This window comes from Fodinicola feengrottensis (genome assembly GCF_039530045.1).
GTDB classification, from domain to species: Bacteria; Actinomycetota; Actinomycetes; order Mycobacteriales; family HKI-0501; genus Fodinicola; species Fodinicola feengrottensis.
In genome coordinates this window covers 117,633-132,620 of sequence record NZ_BAAANY010000013.1, presented here as the reverse complement: position 1 = coordinate 132,620, position 14,988 = coordinate 117,633, and the positions used below count along the sequence as shown (strand labels likewise).

Sequence of the window (14,988 nt, the reverse complement as noted above, 5' to 3'; positions counted from 1 at the left end):
CGACGGTCGTGTACTAGTACAGGGCATGGAGCCGAAGCCGTACGAGCGGATCGTGGCGGACATCCGCCGGCAGATCGTGGCCGGCGAGCTGCGCGCTGGCGACCGGGTGCCGGCGACCCGGCAGATCGCCAAGGACTGGGGAGTCGCGATCGTGACCGCCAGCAAAGCGCTCGCCACCCTGCGGCAGGAGGGTCTCGTGCAGGCGGTGCCGCGGGTGGGGACCGTGGTTTCGCAGCCGAAACGCCGGGTCAGGGCCGCCGAGTCGACGCATGAGATCCAGCGGGACAACCTCGTACGGGTCGCCATCGAGATCGCCGACGCGGAGGGCCGGCGGGCGCTGTCGATGCGTCGGGTCGCGACCGAGCTGGGTGTGCCGACGATGTCTATCTATCGGCACGTACGCAACCGGGAGGAGCTGGAGTTGTTGATGGCCGACGCTGCTTTCGCGCAGGCCAGCCTGCCGGCAACCCCGCCAGTGGGCTGGCGAGCGCAGCTGGAGCTGTTGATGCGTACGCAGTGGGCGATGTGTCGCCGGCATCCGTGGCTCGCGCATGTCATCTCGGTCACCCGGCCGCGGCCGGCCCCGCATCTGGCCACCCACGTCGAATGGGTGATGCGGGCGATCGATGGCCACGGCCTGGACCCGAACACCATGATCACCACGCACATCATGCTTTTCAGCTGCGTACGCGCCATCGCGATCAACCTGGAGCCGGAGGCCGAGGCCGAGCAGGACACCGGGATGACCAGTCTTCAGTGGATGGACGTGCAGGAGGACAACGCAATGGGGGTGATCCTGCGACCGCAGTACCCAGTTTTCGCCCGCGTCACCGAAGAAGCCGACTTCGACCTGAACCTCGACGAACTCTTCGAATTCACGATGGCTCGTACGCTCGACGGCCTGGCCCCGCTGCTCACCCCTGGGTGAGGCCGCCCTGGAGCCAGGAGTCGACGGTGCCGGGCAGGTCGGTCGCGCCGGTGGCGAGGGCGGCGGCGAGCAGCATCCGGCCCTGCCACGGGCTGAGATCGACGCCGAAGATCGCGCCCGCCTCGGCCAGCGACGCGCCGCCACCTCCGCCGTACAGCGGCGCCACCGGTCCACTGTGGACACGGGAGCAGACGAGGACCGGAACGCCGTTCGCGACGGCTGCTCGCACAGCCTCCAGGATCGCGGGATTCGCATTGCCAGCACCAAAAGCGGCGAGCACGATGCCTTGCGCGCCGGCTCCGATGGCTGCGTCGAAAAGGGTCGTGTCGGCGCCCAGATAGAGCGGGATCACGTCGACGCGGGGGACCGGGACACCGGTCGGGACGGGCAGTGTCGGCGGCCTGGACGCGGCGGTCAGCGGGATGATCCGGCCGGCGGCGACTCGCAGTGCCGGGCCGCGGCCGGGCGCGTCGAAACCGTGCGTACTGAGCGTGTCGACCTTGCGGACACCGCGGGCCGCGAACGCGTGGCCGTCGAAACACAGGAGTACGCCACGGTCGCGCGCGGCTGGGTGCGCGGCCAGCGCGAGCGCGTCGGAGAGGTTCGCCGGGCCGTCCGCGGCGGGGTCGTCGAGCGTGCGTTGGGCGCCGGTGAACACGATTGGGCGCGGGTCGTCGTGGCCGAGCGAGACCAGGAACGACACCTCCTCCATCGTGTCGGTGCCGTGTGTGACGACGATGCCGGCCACGTCTGGATCCGCCAGCGCCTCGTCGATGTGCCGCTGGAGCGTACGCAGCTCGGTCTCGCTCCACGCGAAGCTCGCGATCGTCGCGACATCGCGGATCGACACGTCCAGGCCGTCCGGGAGCGGGGTGTGGGTAAGCAGCTCCGCGCCGCCAGCGGCGGCGTACCGGCCGTTGGCGCCGGCCCGGCTCGCGATGGTGCCACCGGTGGCCAGCAGGCGGACAGCGGGCACAACGACCTCCCTCATCTGCGTTCCTTGCCCGAAGCCTGTCACGAACGAGCGTGGTCACCGGAAGGTGGTAAGCAGTGAAGTGCACCACTCGTCTGAGCCGTCGGCGTACTGGTGAGTAAGGATGACGACCTGGCCATGTCGAAAGGTGGTTGCGATGCCGGAGCAGGACTGGACCGGGCGGACGATGGTGATGTCCGGCGGCAGCAGGGGCATCGGCCTCGCGATCGCGCTCGGCGCGGCCAAGCGCGGCGCCAACGTGGTGCTGCTCGCCAAAACCGGCGAGCCGGACCCGCGGTTGCCGGGCACGGTGCACACCGCCGCCGCCGAAATCGAGGCCGCCGGCGGGCACGCGCACGCGGTCGTCGGTGACGTACGGTCCGAGGAAGACGTGCAGCGCGCGATCGACGAGGGTGTGCAGCGCTTTGGCGGCATCGACTTCTGCGTCAACAACGCGAGCGCGATCAACCTGCTGGGCACGGTTGAGCTGCCGGTGAAGCGTTTTGACCTGATGCAGCAGGTGAACGTCCGCGGCACGTTCCTGCTGACCCGCGCGTGCGTGCCGCACCTGCGCAACGCGAGCAACCCGCACATCCTCACGCTTTCCCCGCCGATTGGGCTAAAACCCGAGTGGCTTGGCGGTCATCCGGCTTACACGCTGTCGAAATACGGCATGAGCCTGCTGACTTTGGGCTGGGCGACCGAATTCCAGTCCGACAAGATCGCCGCCAACTGCCTGTGGCCGCGGACCATCATCGCCACCGCCGCGGTGCAGAACCTGCTCGGCGGCGACGAGGCGATGGCCCGCTCGCGGACGCCGGAAATCGTCGCGGACGCGGCCGTGGAGATCCTGTCCCGGCCGTCCACCGAAGCAACCGGGAACACGTATATCGACACCGATGTGCTGGCCGAAGCCGGCATCACCGACCTGTCGAAATACGGCGGCGGCACGGAACTCGCGACGGATCTCTTCGTCGAGGGCTGACCTTGCTCCCGGCTCCCGAGCTGACGGCCGAGCCAACCTCACGATGGCGAATTGTCCTGCTGCTGGCCGGGGTTTTGTTGCTGGCCGCCAATTTACGCGTACCGTTGACGTCGGTCGGCCCGGTGTTGTCGAACATCTCGACGGACGTCGGGCTGCCGGCCAACCTGCTCGGTCTGCTCAATTCGACGCCGTTGCTGGCTTTTGGCCTGTCGTCAGTGCCCTTGGCCACGCTCGGTCGCCGGTGCGGGGTTGAGCGCGTCCTCGGGTTCGCACTTTTCGCGCTGGCCGCTGGACTGCTGTTGCGTTCGGCGCCGTCGGTGGTGGCTCTTTTCGCCGGTACGATCGTGCTGAGCGTGGCCATTCCGGCGGGCAACGTTTTGTTGCCCAGCGTGGTGAAACACCATTTCCCGACCGAGATCACCCTGATCACCGGGATTTACGCGGCGACGATGTCCGGCGTCGCCGCGATCGGCTCCGGGGTGGCCGCGCCGATCGCGGCCGCGTTCGCTGGCGGCTGGCGACTCGCGCTCGGGTGTTGGGTCGTCCTCACAGTTTTGGCGATAGCGCTGTGGATCCCGCAGTGGCGATCCGGTGCCGTCCAAGCCGCCGGCATCGGAGCGGCCACCGCTCGTACGCCGTGGCGCTCGGCTTTGGCCTGGCAGGTCACCCTTTTCATGGGGCTGCAGTCGCTCGGATTCTATGTCTGCATCGGCTGGTTGCCGAGTTTTCTGACCAGCGCCGGATACACCGCCGTACATTCCGGATTTCTGTTGTTCTACTACCAGGCGGTGTCGCTGATCGCGTACGTCGTCGGCCCGCTGCTGCTGCGCAAGATGCGCAGTCAGCGAGCTTTCGCCGCGCTCGCCTCGGTTTCCTGCGCGACGGGCTATGTCGGCCTGTTGGTCGCGCCGAGCGCGGCCCTGGTCTGGTTGACCCTGGCCGGCCTCGGCGCCGGTGCGTGCCTGGTCACCGCCCTGTCGTTTTTCAGCCTGCGGGCGGCGAACCCAGCTGGTGCGGCGGCGTTGTCCGGGATGGCCCAGTCGATTGGCTACTTGATCGCGGCGGCCGGCCCGATCGCTTTCGGCGCCATCCGCTCCGCCGCCGACAGCTGGATCCCCGCACTCATCGCACTAACCGCGTGCGCGCTCGTACAAACGGTGATCGCCCTCTACGCCGGCCGCGCCAAAACCATCTAACGGGGTCAGGATTTCCCGTAGACGACGTTGCCGCCGGCGACATGTACGTCGACCGCGGGCAGCGGCTTGGGGGCCGGGCCGGCGAGCACCTTGCCGGTGAACGCGTCGTACTGCGAGCCGTGGCAAGGGCAGTTGAGCTGCTTGCCGGCAGGCGCGACCGTGCAGCCCATGTGGGTGCAGATGGCGCTGAACGCGACCGCCGTTCCGGCCGTCGGCTGGGCGATGCAGATCGGCTTGCCGTCGTCGTCTTTCGACGAGATGGCCTGGCCGACCGGCACGTCCGAAAGCTTGGCGAGCACGGCGCCGCCGGCCGGTGCCGAGGTGGCGCCCGCGGCTGGCGCGCTGGTGCCGCTTCCGGCGGTCGGCGTGGCCGTACCAGCGGTCGGGCTGGAGCCGCAGGCCGCGAGGACGGCGGTGCCGCCGACGGCCACTGCGGTGCTGGCGAGCATCTTGCGGCGGGACAGGTCGCTGTCAGTCATTCTTCGGGTGCCTCTCGTTCCGAACGGGGAACTGCCTACCCAAACAGACACGGAGCCGGCGGCGAAATGGTTCAGTGAACCGCGCGGACCGCTGTTCCGTGTACGTGGATATGACGACAACGAGAACGGTGCCGACTGGGGTCGGCACCACCGACGGCATCGTTCGGGGCCTCACGGCGGCCGGTGTGCTGATGTCGGCCGACGTACATTTAGCGCTCTACTTCGGCGGATTTGGCAGCATTCCGGTGATCGGCCTGCTGTTCATGGTCAACGCGATCGCCGGCCTGCTGATCGGCGTCGGGGTGGTGGCCGTCCGGCACTGGGTGGTCGCGTTCCTCGCGCTCGGGTTCAGCGTGGCCACCCTCGCCGGCTTCTACCTGTCGGTCGCGGTCGGGCTCTTCGGTTTCCGGGAGACGCTCACCGGCACGCAGCAGGTGATGGCGGAGGTGGCCGAGATCGTCGGCCTGATCGGCGCGGCGGTGTTGCTCGGTACGCAGTGGCGGCGGTCGCGCGCGCTCGTACGGGCGTAGCGTGTCTCACGGCGGGGACCCGCTGAGATGAGACCGCTGCCCGAGTGGCCGGTGCGGCCGAGGAGTGATGTGGGAGCCAGTGACGACGTCGACTTGATGCGCGCGCTGCACGCCGAGCACGGATCCGCGCTCTGGTCGTACGCGATGCGGATCACTGGCGACCGCGGCCGCGCCGAGGACGTCGTGCAGGAAACGATGTTGCGGGCTTGGCGAAACCCGCGGGTGCTGGACCAGACTCGCGGGTCCGCCCGCGCCTGGTTGTTCACGGTGGCCCGGCGAATCGTGATCGACGAGTGGCGGTCCCGTCGCAACCGGGACGAGATCGCCACCGCGCAGGTGCCGGAGGTCCCGATCGAGGACCAGACCGACAAGGCGTTGCAGTCATGGTTGGTGGCGGACGCGATCAACCAGCTTCCGCAGGCCCACCGCGAGGTGCTGCTGGAGTGCTACTACCGTGGGCATTCGGTCGCCGAAGCCGCCCGGGTGCTGGGAATTCCCGAAGGAACAGTCAAATCGCGGACACACTACGCACTTCGCGCGCTCCGCTTGGCGCTGCAGGAAATGGGGGTGAGCGAATGATCCACGACGACTTCGCCACCTATGACGCCGCGTACGTGCTCGGCGCGCTGTCGCCGGCCGACCGGCGGGCGTACGAACAACATCTCACCGAATGCGACATTTGTTCGCGGGCCGTGCGGGACCTGGCCGGCATGCCGGGGCTGCTCGGCTCGGTGCCACTGTCCGCTGTTGACACTCCGGTCGGCGACGAGCCGGTGCCGGACATGTTGCCGCGGCTGCTGAGAAAAGTGGGCCGGGACCGCCGGGTTCGCAGCTGGTGGCTGAGCGGGGTGACCGCGGCCGCCGCCGCGTTGGTGCTGGTTTTGTCTCTGGCTCTGGTGCTGGTGGTTGGTACGTCGTCCGGCCAGCAGCCCGTCCAGGCGGTGGCCCAGCAGCTGACGCCGACCGTCAGCACCGACATCCGGGCCACCGTGTGGCTGACGAACGTGGCCTGGGGGACCAAAATCGACCTGGAGTGCACCCATGACGCCGACACCAAATACCCGCGCGGCTGGTACGCGCTGACAGTGACCGACCGCAAGGGCCGGGTCGAGCAGGTCGCCAGCTGGAGCACCGTTCCCGAGCTGAAGACCATCAAAATGGCTGGCTCGACCGGTCTGCCCACCGACGACATCGTCGCGGTGGACGTACGAACCGCGACGAACAAAATCATCCTGCACCTGACACGGTAAAGTGTCGGCGATTGAGGTGACCGTAAGGTGATGCCTTGGGCAAGCCTGCGCTCGTACGTCCGAGGAGAACTATGGTTTCCGCCACACAACCCGACATTTCCTCATCTGGGAGGTTGCGTCGGGCGTTGCCGCGCGGGGTCGCCTTCTGGCTGGTGGGGGTCACGTCCACGCTGCTGGTGATGTCGTCCGCGGTGCCGTCCCCGATGTATGTCGTCTACCAGCAAGAATGGCATTTCTCGGCGGCGATGATCACGGTCATCTTCGGCGTCTATGGCATCTGTGTCCTGGGTAGCATGCTGCTTTTCGGCTCATTGTCGGACACGGTCGGCCGTCGCCCGGTGCTGCTGGGCGCCCTTGTTCTGATGCTCGCCGCGATGACGCTTTTCGCGCTCGCGCATGGTGTCGCGTGGCTGCTGGCGGCCCGGATCGTGCAGGGTATGGGCGTCGGCATCGCTACCGGCACGGTCGGTGCCGCGCTGATCGAACTGGCTCCGCGCAACGCGCCGAGCCGCGGCACGTTGGTCAACACCACGGCGCCGGTGCTCGGTGCTGCTGTTGGCCCGCTCATCGGCGGAATGCTTGTGCAATATGGCCCGGCGCCGACGGTGTTGTCCTATTTGTTGCTGCTGGCCGTTTTCGCGGTCGCTGGGGCGGTTTTGGTGTTCTTGCCGGAAACCGCGCCGAACGCCGGCGGCCGTTTCCAGCTGAAGCCGCGCCGCATTTCCATCCCGGCGCCGGCTCGCCGCTCCTTCGCCGTTCTCGCGCTGACCGTCGCCACAGTGTGGGCTTTCGGTGGCACGTTCCAAGCGCTCGGCCCGTCTCTTGTCGCTGACCTGCTGCACAGCCAAAACCACCTGCTTGGCGGCGCGGTCGTCGCCGTACTGGCCGCCGCCGGCGCCATTGGCCAGCCGGTCTTCGGTCGGCTGACGGGTCGGCAGCCGGTGGTGGCGGGCGGCGTGATCCTGGTTTTGGGGGTGATTGGCCTCCTGGCTGGGATGGCGACGAGTTCGGTGCCGGTTTTCATTGGCGGCATCGCGATTCTGGGCCTCGGGTGGGGCGCCGTGTTTATGGGCGCTTTCCGCTTGATGGCCGCGCTCGCCGACCCGGAACACCGCGGTGAATTGCTGGCCGCGGTTTATATCGTCGCGTACTTGGGTCTGTCCCTGCCCGCCATCGGCGCCGGGATCGCGGTCCGGTATTTCGGTCTGTACGCGACAATGTCTGTGTTCGCGGTGGTGGTAGCGGTTTTGATGGTGGTGTCGATGGCCGGCCTGCCGCTGTTGTCGCACCGGCACCGGTCCGCGGAATCGTTGGCCCGGGACGTCCCGGTGGCCGTACCGCACCCGTGCTGCCCGCCGCACCCGGACGCGACCGGCGTCTCACCGAAGGTCCCGGTGGGGGTTTGACCACTACCAAGCCGCTAGTGGTTAAGGGACATTTGAGACGTGGCGCAGGGTGGTTGGCGGAAGAGCATTTTGGCGGTGTGGGAGGTTGTTGTCCCATTTGTGCAGCAACCGTCCGGCCGCGGTGGTCGCCAATTTTTGGCGGCGAGCAGGCGAAGATTTACTGCCACTAGCGCAGCGATTCTCGCTGGCGGTGGTGAGCCCGGGTTCGCCGGGGGTCGTTCCTGCCGTTAGAACGGTGGTGGTGGGTTTTCGTCGTTGGGTGTGACGTCGTAGGTGCGTCCGGTGGGGCTTGTCCAGAGGAATCGGCCTGGTGTTGGTTGGGTGACGGTCCAGCCGTGTTCTTTGATGTCGTTGTGGAATTTGCATGCTGGTCCGGTGCTGTCGTACGCGGTTTTCCCTTCCGGGTCACGGAAGGGGGTGGTGTGGTCGAACTCGCAGGTCGCCGCCGGCCGGTTGCAGGCGGGTCCGCAGCACCGTTGGTCGCGTGCGTTGACCAGGTCCCGCAACGCCTGGGTCGGGCGGTAGCGCGTACGCCCATGGTCGATCACCACACCACTGACTGAATCGGTGAGGATTCGGTACCATTCGCTGTTTTCGTCGCCGGCGAGTTCGTGTGCACGTTGGGCGGTCATGGGGCCGTAGCCACTGAGGATCGCGGGGTTGTCGTCCAGGCCCATCAGGGTGGTGGCGTCGACGCGGAGTTCGATTTTGGTGCGTACGTTGCTCGGCACACCCAGGCACAGATCGGTCAACGCATCCGCTCGCAAAGCGTCCATCGTCCGAGTCTCGTCTTTGGTTTTGAGGCTGCGGGCGATGGTGTCGATGATGCGGTAGATCGCTTCCGCTGACTCAGCGGGCAGGAACGCGCCCAGCAGCGCCATCCCGCCTTCGCAGGGCTGCTTTTCTACTCGCCTCTCGGAGACCAGCTTCTTGCGGCGGGCCTCGGCGGCGGCTGGGTCGATTTTGATGACCTCCCGCCGGGCCCTGTCCCGGATCGATCGAGGCGTTTTCGAGTCGGCGCCGGGTAGGACTTTTTCTTCGACTTTCTGGGCGATTTCGGGTGAGAGGTGACCAACTTGGTCAGCGAAGGTGAAGGCTTTGCGCAGGTCAAGGTGACCGTGAGACATCCCGGCCATGGTGCCGGGGAGTTCGTGGACGAGTTGGTACGCCAAATTCAGTCGTTTCTGGGCCGCTGACAGGCTCCAGGTCAGTGATGCGGCGATTTCACCGGCCGCGTACTTGGAGAAGGGTGCACCGACGGCGGGTCGGGCGTTGGTGAAGCGGTCCATGAACCGCATCTGCATCGCCTGCGTATACGAAATCACCTTATCCAGCGCCTCGACCGCGGCCAGCGCGGTGTCAGCGTCGGCTCGGCCGTACCTGTCGAGTTCTTCCAACATTTGCAGGGGGACCCAGCTGGGTGGCATGGTGCGCCACGGCTGTTTGTTGGGGTCGGTGAATTCCGGTCGCCTTCGTTTTCTGCTCATGACCCGATTTTACTGGCTGCCACCGACAGTCGGGCTGCCAGTTTTCGTTTCTGTGGATAAGAAACGGACCACTCAACCCCCTGTGGAAAACCCTTGTTTCAGAGCGCGCTCTGGCGTCCGACAGAGGCGGAATATTCGTCGCTCTCTTCCAGCTCTGCCCGCCACAAACGGTTGCCCCGGCGACAGGCCCATGTTTGCGCAGCAACCGTCCGACTAACACTTGACCAGCCGTATCACCAGCCCAGCGGCCGCGTCCGGGGAAAGTCCACTACAACGCCCCCGCCTTAGTAGTAAGGTGCCGCCGCGGTCTGCGCCCAAAGGCGGACAGCCTCCGGGCCGAGCTACTCAGGCCACACTCGCCCCTACGGCGGCGGCCGCCTCGGGCGGCAGGTCGTATGGATTTTCCGAAGGTAACAGGCTTTGCGCCGAAGTCAGCTCGCCGTCGACGACCAGCTGGCGGACTTTGCGTACGGTGCCGGTGATGTCCGTGACGGACCGGGTCGCAGTCAGTGCGTAGTCGCGGACATGTGGACCGCCGATGCCGATCTGGATGGACCGCCACGGCAGCGGATTCAACTGGAGGTCACGCTCTGGGTCCCACTGGACGCGTACGTGCGTCTGCTTCTTGCGCCGCGACCATTGCACCTGACTCGCATAAATATCACGGTCGTAGTGACTCAAAGTCGCATTTGTGAGACATCGATCGAAAAACTGCCGGTCGAGCTGGATTGCCAGCACCCGTTCCTGATCCGGTTTGGTGGCCCAGCCGCAGCGATACATCATCCACAGAAAGGACGGCTTGATCCAGGTCATCCGCTCGATTTTGAAGGGTGGCACGAAAGCCTGCGCCGTTACCGCGGGCTCGGCGATTGCCGACGCGTACGCCTGGTAGACGATGATCGTGTCGTCGTCGTAAGCGGCACGTACCTGACGGGCCGGTATCTGATCCATGGTCCTGGATTCTCCCACTGGATCAGGCGATGCGTTGGAGGGACCACTGCTGGCAGGTGCCGGTGGTGGCCGCCCAGTAGGGCCAGATGTCCGTACGGGTGCCGGAAACGCCCGAGCAGCCGCCGATATCGAGCACCTGGCCGGTGAGGCGGTTCGTCACTCGGTAGGAGCCGTCGCCGACTGGATCGAGATACCACGACTGGCAGTCACCGGGTTGGGCCCGGTGAACGTCCACAGTGGACGCCCTCGCGGTCTGGCATCCGGCGGTGCCCAGCGGATATCCGGAATTGCGGGCTGTGATGGTGTACGAGCCGTTTCCGCCGTACCGGATCCGCCACTGCTGGCAGGCCAGGCCTTGATAGGTGGCGATGTCCACCGCAGTGGCGTTCGCGGACGTACAACCGCTGACGTCCAGGCCGGTGCTGGTCGAATTCTGCGGCGTCAGGCGATACGTGCCGGTGGCCACCGTGGCGGCGCCCGGATCGCCGGACGGCAACGGCATGGACTGCCAGGAAGCCGCGGGGACACCGAAATTCGGGGTCCCGTCAGCGTTCCAGTTCACCTTCTGTACGCGGGTGGACCGGTCGCCACCGCAGTTGCCGACCACGCTGCCATTCGACGAGGTCACCGCGTGATAGGCGTTCCAGATCTCGGTGCCGTCCGGAGAGGTGAAGAAACTGTTGTGGCCGGGCCCGAAAACCCAGTTGGTGTCCGAACGGGTGAAGACCGGGGTGGTCGATTTCGTCCAGGAAGCGGGATCCAGCACGTTCGAGCCGGTGAAGGTGAGCATCGCCAAGGAATAGTCGGGGGACTCGCACGCGCTGACCGAGAAGACGATGAAAAGCTTTCCCTTGTGCCGCAGCACAGTCGGGCCCTCGTTCACCGGCCGGATGTGGGTTTCCCAGGAGTTGGTGGGACGGGACAGCGCGACCGGCGGGCCGCTGGTGGTCCAGGGGTTGCTCATGGGCGCGATGACCAGGCTGTTCACATTCAGTGAGTCGGCCTTGGAATACAACAGGTAAAGCGACCCGTCCGGCTGCTGCAGGATGCTGCCGTCGATGGAGAACGAGCCGGACGACAGTTGGCCCTTGAAATGGTACGTGCCGAGCGGGTCGGTGGTGTCGGCCTCGATCGCGTACATGTTGTGGTGGTCGATGTTGCCGTCGTCAGCGGTGTAGTAGACGTACCATTTCCCGTTGATTCGGTGCAGTTCGGGCGCCCAGATGTCGCAGCATCGGGAGGCCGCGTCCGCTGACCCGGTCCACACCCGGTGCGGCGTGGCGGTCGACAGGCCGGTGATCGATGCCGACTGGATGATCGAGACGCCGCTGCCCTCGGTCCGCAACAGGTAATAGAACCCATTTTGGTAGCTGATCTGCGGATCCGCGGTGTTCAGTACCAGCGGGTTACGCAAGGTGTTCTGCCGTGACGGCGGGCAGGCCGCCGCGCCGGCCGGCCCCACCACGGCCGCTGCCAACAGGCCCACGACCAGCAGCGCGAGTAGTCTCAGCAGTCGCATCCAGGTGCCTCCTCAAGACGTATACAACGTTGTAGAGTAGCCGGGTTTGAGCGGTAAACCGTAGTGAAGACCTCGGGCGGCCATCAGGCAAAACCCTTGCGACACGGTCGAGGCGCTCGCTGCCAACATCCGTGTGGCCGAGCTCATCGACGTTGGGCCGTCCGGCGTGGACGTGGCGGCCGACCGCGCCTGGATCAGCGACGAGCAGCCGGGTGCCACTGGCGGACGTTCACCGTCCGTACGCTGGACAAGTGCGTGCTCCCAGATCTTCGCCGCCTGGCCAGCGAGAATTTGCCAGTGGATGGGCCGGCTTTGACCCGCGTTCTGTTGGTGGGCCTGGGGTGTCGCTCGCCGGCACGTTTGGAAGTCCTTTGACGGTTGATGATTTACAGTGACCGGAGTGGGCGAGATCCGGGATGCCGCATCCACTGGGCGCGCGTCCGGTGGACTGGTAGGGCGCGGCCGGGAGATGGCGGTACTCACCTCGGCGGTGGAATCCGCGCGCGGTGGAGCGGGTCGGATCATGCTGCTCACTGGTGAGGCCGGAATTGGCAAGTCCAGGCTGGCTGTCGAGACGACGGCGCTGGCGGCCCGCCGGGGTTTTGGGGTGTTGGAGGGCCGGGCCGATCCGCTGCAGGCGGGGTTGGCGTACGCGCCGGTGGTGGAGGCGTTGCGGCCTCGCCTCGCGGCCATGACGGCGCCGCACGCGGCCCGGGTTCTGGACGGCCTGACCGACCTCGGTCGGTTGTTCACTCACCCGGCGTTGCCTGGACAGTTGTCGGCTGGGGACCCGGAACTGGACCGGATCCGAATGTTCGAGGCGGTCGTCCAGCTTTTCCAGCGGTTGGCCGAACAACAACCGACTGTCCTGTTCGTGGACGATCTGCACTGGGCCGATTCCGGGACTGTCGAGTTGGTGCACTACATCGGCCGAAGTACGTCAGGTCAGCGACTGCTGGTGCTTGCCAGTTACCGCGTCGGTGAACTGACTGGCCTGCTGGGGGACTTGGCCGCGGACGTACGTCGGCGAGATCCCGATGCCGAACTCACGCTGGCGCCGCTGGCGGGCCCTGCGGTCGCCCAGCTCATCGGCGATCTGCTGGGCGCTGAGCCGGCTCCGTCGATGGTGCGCGGCGTCACCGAACGTACTGGGGGTGTGCCGCTTTTCGTGACAGCTCTCGTGCAGAGCGGCGCCGAGTCCGCGCTGGAGTCCGGCCAGTTGCCGGTCATCGTTCGCGACGTGGTGCTCGGGCGGCTCCAGCGGCTCGGCGAAGACGAGCGGCGGTTGCTGGAAATCGTGGCGGTAGCAGGGGAAGGTGCGTCTGAGGACGTGCTGCGCGCTGTTTGGTTATCCGGCGATTTCGATGCTCAGCTGGGTAACCTGATCGCCAGTGGGCTGGTAGTTGAGCGGGAGTCGGGCCGGTCTTTGGCCTACCGGGTCGGGCATCCGCTGTATGCCGAGGTCGCGTACGCCGAGCTGACCGCGAAGGAACGGCGCGGCATGCACGCGGCGCTGGCGACAGCGATCGACTCCGTACGAGCGGACGACGTGCTTGCCCTGGCGCCGCACTATCTCGGCGCCGGCGACCTGCTGGTCTCCCAGCGCGCGATCGACATCCTCGCCGAAGCCGGCTGGCGGGCAATCCGGGTCACCGCGTACGGGGAGGCGGTCCGCTACCTGAGCGCTGCGCTCGCGGAAACCCGTACCGCTGGCCCGGATGAGGCAATCGTCGAGCTGCTGTACGGACTCACCAGGGCCTTGATGTGCGAAGGCCGGATCGCCGAGGTGGTCCCGATCTGTGAGGAGGGCGCGGTGCTGGCCGAGCGGTGCGGCACAACCAGCCGGTCGGGCTGGTTTCGCTACCTGCTGGCGGTTCACGCATCCGAGAGCGGGAACTCCACGCTTGCCGAACCGCACCTCGGCACCGGCATTCCGCTGATGAGCGACACGTACGACGACCTCGCCATGCGGTTGACCTTCGAGCTCCGGCACGGAGACTCACAGCGGCTGGCGCTGCTCGCCGCGCAGCTGACATCCGCCGCCGACCATGATTCGTCGCCGCACGCGAGCGCATCAGCCCATATCGGCCAGGAAATAACGGCACTGTTGGCGGGGGACTTCGCCGCGGCCAAACGGGAAGCCCAGCAGGCGCGGGACCTGACCAGCAGCGACACCGGTTTCCCGCTGCTCCTGGAACGAGCCACCCGCGACCTGATCGGTCTGTCCGTGCTGGCTGGGGATGCCGCGGCGGCCGTGCGGCATGCCGAGCACATCCTGCGCACCGAAATGAGGTTCGGGCCGCTTCTCGCGCAGTGCAGCGCGCGGTTTTCCTTGTCGATAGCGCGATATCTCGCCGGCGACGCGCCAGCGGCCCTACTGGACAACGACCGCGGACTGGAGGTGTCGCGGCGCATTTCGGTGGGCCGCTCGCTCGCTCGTACGCAGGTTACCCGCGCTTTTCTGCTGGCTGAGCTGGGGCGCTCCGGCGAAGCGGCGACCGTATTGGCCAAGGCGGTCGACGGCTTCGGAACGGGCTGGCAGACCGACGGCGGCCTTCGCGCGCTGCGGGACCTGGCCCAGCTGGCGCTGGCGCTGACGACCGGTGTGGACGCGGCGGCTGGTGAACTGTCCGACGGAGTCGTCATCTACGAGCCTGCCGGCGCCTGCCTGATGCTGCTTTTCGAGGGACGGGCGGCAATCGCCAGCGCAGACCTCGCCAGAGCCGCCGCGGCGACCGACCGACTCCGGACGATCGGCCGGACCGCGCCGTTCCCGGACACGCTGGCCGACCGATTGACCGGCCTGCGGCTGGCTGCCATCGGCGATCCAGACGCCGCGGCCGACCTGTTGCGGTCTTCGGCAGATCGCACTGGTGCCATGGGCATGCCGGCGCTGGCTGCGCAGACCCGCTTGGAGCTGGCCGAGTTGGCCATCGGCGATGACGAGCGCCGCGAGATCGTGGTGTCCTGTCACCAGATCTTCCAACAGGCCGGCGCAGTGCTGTGGCTGGACCGGTGCCGACGGCTGGCCCGCTCGGCCGGGCTGACTTTGGGCTCCAGCCGCCGTACGGGCCCGTTGACCAAGCGAGAGACGCAGGTCGTTGAGCTCGTCGGAGAGGGACTGACGAACGCCGACATCGCCGCACGGTTGTTTCTCAGCGAGCGAACCGTCGAGGCGCATCTACGCCACAGTTACGCGAGGCTCGGTCTGACCACACGCGTCGCGCTGGCCCGCTGGGCGGCTGAGAATATTGCTGAATAGTCCAGATGTACGCACTAGCACC

At 66.9% G+C, this 14,988-nt stretch carries 14 protein-coding genes; 9 read left to right on the top strand and 5 right to left on the bottom strand.

Annotated elements, in window-relative coordinates:
• Nucleotides 1–25 precede the first annotated feature (25 nt).
• Complete coding sequence (locus tag ABD301_RS19215; RefSeq protein ID WP_163571720.1) at nucleotides 26–928, top strand: GntR family transcriptional regulator; 903 nt, start codon at nucleotides 26–28, stop codon at nucleotides 926–928.
• Here the strand turns inward: ABD301_RS19215 and ABD301_RS19210 are convergent.
• Entirely contained in the window at nucleotides 915–1,919 is a 1,005-nt protein-coding gene (locus ABD301_RS19210; protein ID WP_344311620.1) for an asparaginase, read from the bottom strand. The genes ABD301_RS19215 and ABD301_RS19210 overlap by 14 nt on opposite strands.
• A gap of 139 nt (nucleotides 1,920–2,058) precedes the next feature.
• Here ABD301_RS19210 and ABD301_RS19205 point away from each other — a divergent pair, with 139 nt between their 5' ends.
• Nucleotides 2,059–2,886: an SDR family oxidoreductase gene (locus ABD301_RS19205; protein WP_163571721.1), complete on the top strand. Its 828-nt coding sequence runs from the start codon at nucleotides 2,059–2,061 to the stop codon at nucleotides 2,884–2,886.
• A gap of 2 nt (nucleotides 2,887–2,888) precedes the next feature.
• The gene (locus ABD301_RS19200) at nucleotides 2,889–4,082 is read left to right on the top strand and encodes an MFS transporter (protein WP_344311619.1); all 1,194 of its coding nucleotides are present in this window, start codon (nucleotides 2,889–2,891) and stop codon (nucleotides 4,080–4,082) included.
• A 5-nt stretch (nucleotides 4,083–4,087) separates the two neighbouring features.
• On the opposite strand, the gene ABD301_RS19195 is transcribed toward ABD301_RS19200, so the two are convergent.
• Nucleotides 4,088–4,561: a QcrA and Rieske domain-containing protein gene (locus tag ABD301_RS19195; protein ID WP_163571723.1), complete on the bottom strand. Its 474-nt coding sequence runs from the start codon at nucleotides 4,559–4,561 to the stop codon at nucleotides 4,088–4,090.
• A 128-nt stretch (nucleotides 4,562–4,689) separates the two neighbouring features.
• On the opposite strand from ABD301_RS19195, the gene ABD301_RS19190 reads away from it, so the two are divergent.
• From ABD301_RS19190 to ABD301_RS19175, 4 genes are all read left to right on the top strand, one after another.
• The gene (locus tag ABD301_RS19190) at nucleotides 4,690–5,091 is read left to right on the top strand and encodes a hypothetical protein (RefSeq protein WP_344311618.1); all 402 of its coding nucleotides are present in this window, start codon (nucleotides 4,690–4,692) and stop codon (nucleotides 5,089–5,091) included.
• 69 nt (nucleotides 5,092–5,160) lie between these two features.
• Entirely contained in the window at nucleotides 5,161–5,670 is a 510-nt protein-coding gene (locus tag ABD301_RS19185; RefSeq protein WP_279582046.1) for a sigma-70 family RNA polymerase sigma factor, read from the top strand.
• Complete coding sequence (locus ABD301_RS19180; RefSeq protein ID WP_344311617.1) at nucleotides 5,667–6,341, top strand: anti-sigma factor family protein; 675 nt, start codon at nucleotides 5,667–5,669, stop codon at nucleotides 6,339–6,341. The genes ABD301_RS19185 and ABD301_RS19180 overlap by 4 nt, the downstream gene beginning before the upstream one ends.
• Nucleotides 6,342–6,412: 71 nt before the next feature.
• Entirely contained in the window at nucleotides 6,413–7,747 is a 1,335-nt protein-coding gene (locus tag ABD301_RS19175) for an MFS transporter (RefSeq protein ID WP_344311616.1), read from the top strand.
• Between the two features lie 227 nt (nucleotides 7,748–7,974).
• On the opposite strand, the gene ABD301_RS19170 is transcribed toward ABD301_RS19175, so the two are convergent.
• The 3 genes from ABD301_RS19170 to ABD301_RS19160 form a co-directional block, all read right to left on the bottom strand.
• Complete coding sequence (locus ABD301_RS19170; protein ID WP_344311615.1) at nucleotides 7,975–9,234, bottom strand: DUF222 domain-containing protein; 1,260 nt, start codon at nucleotides 9,232–9,234, stop codon at nucleotides 7,975–7,977.
• Between the two features lie 345 nt (nucleotides 9,235–9,579).
• Nucleotides 9,580–10,185 carry a DUF4291 domain-containing protein gene (locus tag ABD301_RS19165; protein ID WP_344311614.1) on the bottom strand — a complete coding sequence of 202 codons (606 nt, stop codon included), beginning with the start codon at nucleotides 10,183–10,185 and terminating at the stop codon, nucleotides 9,580–9,582.
• A gap of 22 nt (nucleotides 10,186–10,207) precedes the next feature.
• Nucleotides 10,208–11,704 (bottom strand): family 43 glycosylhydrolase, encoded by a 1,497-nt coding sequence (locus ABD301_RS19160; protein WP_344311613.1) that lies wholly within the window; start codon nucleotides 11,702–11,704, stop codon nucleotides 10,208–10,210.
• Between the two features lie 133 nt (nucleotides 11,705–11,837).
• On the opposite strand from ABD301_RS19160, the gene ABD301_RS19155 reads away from it, so the two are divergent.
• The gene (locus tag ABD301_RS19155) at nucleotides 11,838–12,020 is read left to right on the top strand and encodes a hypothetical protein (RefSeq protein WP_163571731.1); all 183 of its coding nucleotides are present in this window, start codon (nucleotides 11,838–11,840) and stop codon (nucleotides 12,018–12,020) included.
• Nucleotides 12,021–12,104: 84 nt separating this feature from the next.
• Nucleotides 12,105–14,966, top strand: a complete 2,862-nt coding sequence (locus tag ABD301_RS19150; RefSeq protein WP_344311611.1) for an ATP-binding protein — start codon at nucleotides 12,105–12,107, stop codon at nucleotides 14,964–14,966.
• Nucleotides 14,967–14,988: the final 22 nt, after the last annotated feature.